The 4,721-nt window shown below is 37.0% G+C and carries 2 protein-coding genes; both read left to right on the forward strand.

Going from position 1 to position 4,721, the window contains the following annotated elements:
* On the forward strand, positions 1-3,867 hold a 3,867-nt coding region (gene hrpA / locus ACJML3_RS00235; protein WP_406019614.1), incomplete at its 5' end, for an ATP-dependent RNA helicase HrpA.
* 266 nt (positions 3,868-4,133) lie between these two features.
* Positions 4,134-4,721: hypothetical protein (locus ACJML3_RS00240; protein ID WP_406019615.1), on the forward strand; the 588-nt coding region annotated here is incomplete at its 3' end.

Below are 4,721 nucleotides of genomic sequence, written 5' to 3' on the forward strand. Positions count from 1 at the left end.
TCAAGAGAGCTTAAAAAGCTCTCTTCTTGTACTGATGAAAATCAGCTTATAGAAAAACAGCTGCTTATCAGTTCAAAACTTGAAGAGTACAAGTCTTTTTATAAGGATCGTGAAGACAGGCTTCCAACTGTTACCTATAACGATGATCTTCCTGTAAGCTCAAGAAAAGATGAAATCATTAAGTCCATAAAGGATAATCAAGTTGTTATCATTGCAGGTGAAACTGGCTCTGGTAAAACTACACAGATCCCAAAGATGTGCCTTGAGGCAGGACTTGGAAAAAAAGGTTTTATCGGTCATACTCAGCCAAGAAGAATTGCCGCAAGAGCAGTTGCCACAAGAATTGCTCAGGAGCTAAACGATCCTTTAGGAAACTTAGTTGGCTACAAGGTTCGCTTTACTGATAATACATCTGAAAAAAGCTATATCAAACTCATGACTGACGGTATTTTGCTTGCAGAAACTGCAAATGACCGTCTTTTATTAAACTATGAGTGCATCATTATCGATGAGGCTCATGAGCGTTCCTTGAACATCGATTTTCTAATCGGTTATTTAAAGAATCTTCTGTCAAAACGTCCTGATTTAAAGGTAATCATTACATCTGCTACCATTAATACAAAACGATTCTCAGAGCATTTTAATAATGCTCCAATAATCGAGGTGTCAGGAAGAACTTATCCTGTTGAAGTTGTCTATATGCCTTTAGAGAAGGAAATAGAAGATGATGAGGATGAACAGGAGACACTCGATTTAAGATCAGGTATTCTAAAGGCTCTTAATTACCTTTATAAAAACCATGGCAGAGAAGACTGTCTTGTGTTTTTACCTGGTGAAAGAGAAATTATGGATGTTAACCGCTTTTTGAAAAAAGCTAATCTTCCGAATGTTGAAATCCTGCCTCTGTATGCAAGACTTGCTACATCAGAGCAGAACAGGATCTTTGAAAAGCACTCAACCGTCAGAGTTGTCCTCTGTACTAACGTTGCAGAAACATCTTTAACTGTTCCTAATATAAAGTATGTAATCGATCCTGGTACTGCAAGGATCTCAAGATATTCTCCAAGAACAAAGGTTCAAAGACTTCCTGTTGAAAAGATTTCAAAGGCAAGTGCCGATCAGAGAAAAGGTCGATGCGGACGTGTAAGCTCAGGTGTCTGTGTAAGACTTTACTCAAAAGAGGATTTTGATTTCAGAGAGGAGTTTACCTGCCCTGAAATTCTAAGAACCAATCTTGCATCTGTTATTTTGCAGATGATTTCTTTAAAACTTGGTAATATCAATTCATTTCCATTCATTGATAAGCCAGAACCAAGACAGGTTACTGATGGTATCAGACTTTTAGAGGAGCTTGGTGCCATTAAGGATTCTAGAGGTCTCTCAACTGATGAACTGACTCTTACAAACATAGGTGTTCAGTTATCTAAGATCCCAACCGATCCAAGACTTGCAAGAATGCTTGTTGAAGCTGACAGACAGCGTTCTTTAAGTGAGGTATTGATTATTGTTGCAGCTTTAGCTGTTATGGATCCAAGAGAGCGTCCTTTAGATAGGCAAGAGCAGTCAGCTAATATGCATAATCGCTTTAAGGATGAGAAATCAGATTTTCTATCCTACATAAAGCTTTATGAATATATAAATGAAAAACAAAAAGAACTTACATCGTCAGCTTTCAAGCGCATGCTAAAAAGCGAGTTCTTATCATATTTAAGAATAAGAGAGTGGTTCGATCTACTACGTCAGTTAAGAGCAAGCTGTCAGTCTCTTGATTACAGGCTGAATGAAAATGCTGCTGATTATGACTCTGTACACAAGGCAATTGTCTCAGGTCTTCTATCTCAGATTGGCAACTTTAATGACAATGATAAAGGTCAGTACCTAGGTGCACGTGGTATCAAGTTCTATATTCATCCATCATCAGCGCTTTGTAAGAAAAAGCCAAAGTGGATCTGCGCAAGCGAGCTTAATGAAACTACAAGACTCTTTGCTAAAAACTGCGCAGTTATCGATCCTTTATGGCTTGAAACTTTAGGTGCTCATTTAATCAAAAAGAATTACAACGAGCCTCACTGGTCAAGAAAACAGGGCGCTGTTGTTGCCAGCATGAATATTTCCATGTACGGCCTTATGATAGTGAACAACCGCAATGCTTTGTACAGCAGTATCGATCCAAAGCTTTGTCGCTCTCTTCTTATAAGAGACGGTTTAGTCAACGGCGAAATGGATCTGAGATTCCCGTTCTTTAAGAGAAATCTTGATCTAATAGATGAGGTTTTACATGTAGAGGATAAGTTAAGACGTCGTGATCTGCTTGTTGAAAGCTCTGTTCTTGAAGAGTTCTATGACAAAAAGCTTCCTGATGATATCCTAACAGTTCGTCACTTTGAAAAGTGGTTTAGAGAAAAGCAAAAACATGAGCCAAACTATCTTGATTTTTCTTTGGATATGGTTGTCAAAGACAACTTTGATACCATCAAAGAAGATATGTTCCCAGAGTTCTGGCAGACTGACAATTTCAAGCTAAAGCTTTCTTATGTCTTCTCTCCATCTGATAAGAATGATGGTGTAACTGTTCATATTCCTCTTGCAATCTTAAACAAGATTAACTCAAAACAGTTTGTCTATCAGATCCCTGGATTAAGACTTGAGTTTTTAACAGAGCTTATTAAATCTCTGCCAAAAAAGCTTAGAAAGAATCTTATTCCTGCACCAAACTATGCAAAGGCACTTTTAGAGACAATACAGGAGCCTTTTACTGACGATCTTTATGTGAAGGCTGCAAAGGAGCTTACAAGAATGGGTGGGCAGGTTGTCACATGCGATGATTTTGATAAGACACTAATTGATAAACACCTATTCATGAACTTTGCAATTGAGGATGAAAACTCAAAAATCATCAAGACAGGCAGAAATCTTGATGTGCTTTTATCAGAGCTTAACTCAAAGATTTCATCTGCTCTAAAAAAGTCAATCAAGGTTCACAAAGACAGTGCACCTACCAATGTATGGTCATTTGGAGATATCAAAAAACAGCAGAATTCAATGCAAGGCTCAATTGAAATAACAGCATATCCAGCTCTTTGTGATAAGGGCAATGGCGTTGCACTTGAACTTTGTGACAGCACTCATCGCCAGGAGAAAATGATGTGGCTTGGTGAGAGAAAGCTTCTGTCTTTGAGTATAAAAGATCCTACATCATATTTAGAGCAGCATCTGCCTAACAAGTCAAAACTTGCAATGTACTATCAGCCACTTGGCTCAATCAAGGAGCTTGTCTCCGATCTTGTGTTAGGTGCAATTGATAAAATAATGCAGGAGAACAACGCACCTGTTTATGATGAGGCTTCATTTAATGTGCTTTTAGAAAAGGTTAGAGGCGATCTTAATGATACTGCTTTAGAACTTGCAACAAAGGTTGATAAGATCCTCATGAAAGCACATGAGCTAAAAAAACTGTTAAAAGGCAGACTCTCATTAGATGTTGCCTATTCATACAAGGATGTTGGTACTCAGCTTGATTCTCTTGTGTTCAAAGGCTTTATTAGTCAGACTCCATTAAAGGCTCTTTTAGAGTATCCAAGATATCTTGATGCTATGATTTACAGACTTTCAAAGGTAAATAAGGATGTAAATCGAGACCTTATGTACACAAGAAAGATTGAAGATCTGCAAGAGCAGTATAAGACAACTTTGAATCGCTATAAGTACTCTTATATACCATCCGATCTTGAGAATGTTAAATACCTGATTGAAGAGCTTAGAGTCTCCTATTTTGCTCAGCAGCTTGGTGTTAAGGTTAGTGTTTCTGATAAGAGAATACTAAATGAATTAAAGAGGATCTTAGAGGAGTATCCTGATCATAATTAGTATAAATATTATCTTGATAAAGCATTTTAAATTGCTGTGTAGCAATGATGAGATGGCTTTATTCCAATAATTTTAATGATCAATGCAGGGGCAATATTCTTATCTGCTAAAAAGATAGGGACCTAATAGGCAACTGTTACCTCGTATAAGAGATCTCTGAGGAGAAGTTCGGAAAGCATATTAAGATGAATTAAGAATCATATTTAGGAAAGTTCTTAATCTAATTTAATTAAAAATTACATAAGAAAAGGTGAACAGGTAAAAAAATGGCAATTCCAACATTATCATATCAAAATATTCTTGACGCATTAAAATACATTGACGATAATGGCGTCCCTTTCCGCAACCAGAGCATCAGATATGAACTTGTATACAACGACAAGAAATATCCTCCTGTATATGTAATTGCTGTAGCAAATTATCTGGCTACAGGGCAAGATATTTCAACCAATGCATTTAATTCTATAGATGCTAAGAATTATCTAGAAAAGCAAGGTTTTGCCGTAGAAACAAAAGCTCAGGAAAAGTTTTTATTATCAATCAAAGCTGACAGCATCGAATCAACAGATGAACGCTTTAATCAAGATGATCTTACTCTAGGAGATAACTACAGAATTCTCGAAGTACTTTTCAAGAAAGCCGATGGAAATGTAATAAAACGAAGGTACGATAAAGGTGAGAAGAGAATTTCTAATCAGACTATGGCTCGCATAGCATGCCAGGTGTTTGAGGATAAGCTTACCAAACTTTCACTTGAAGAAAAAGAAAGTTTCCCTATATGCCAATACAAACCTAATGGTGAACTTATACGAGGAATTTATTCCAGTGTTGAAGAGTTTAAGACTCACCCTAAT

It is taken from the genome of Succinivibrio sp. (assembly GCF_045124615.1).
In the GTDB taxonomy this organism is placed as follows: Bacteria; Pseudomonadota; Gammaproteobacteria; order Enterobacterales; family Succinivibrionaceae; genus Succinivibrio; species Succinivibrio faecicola.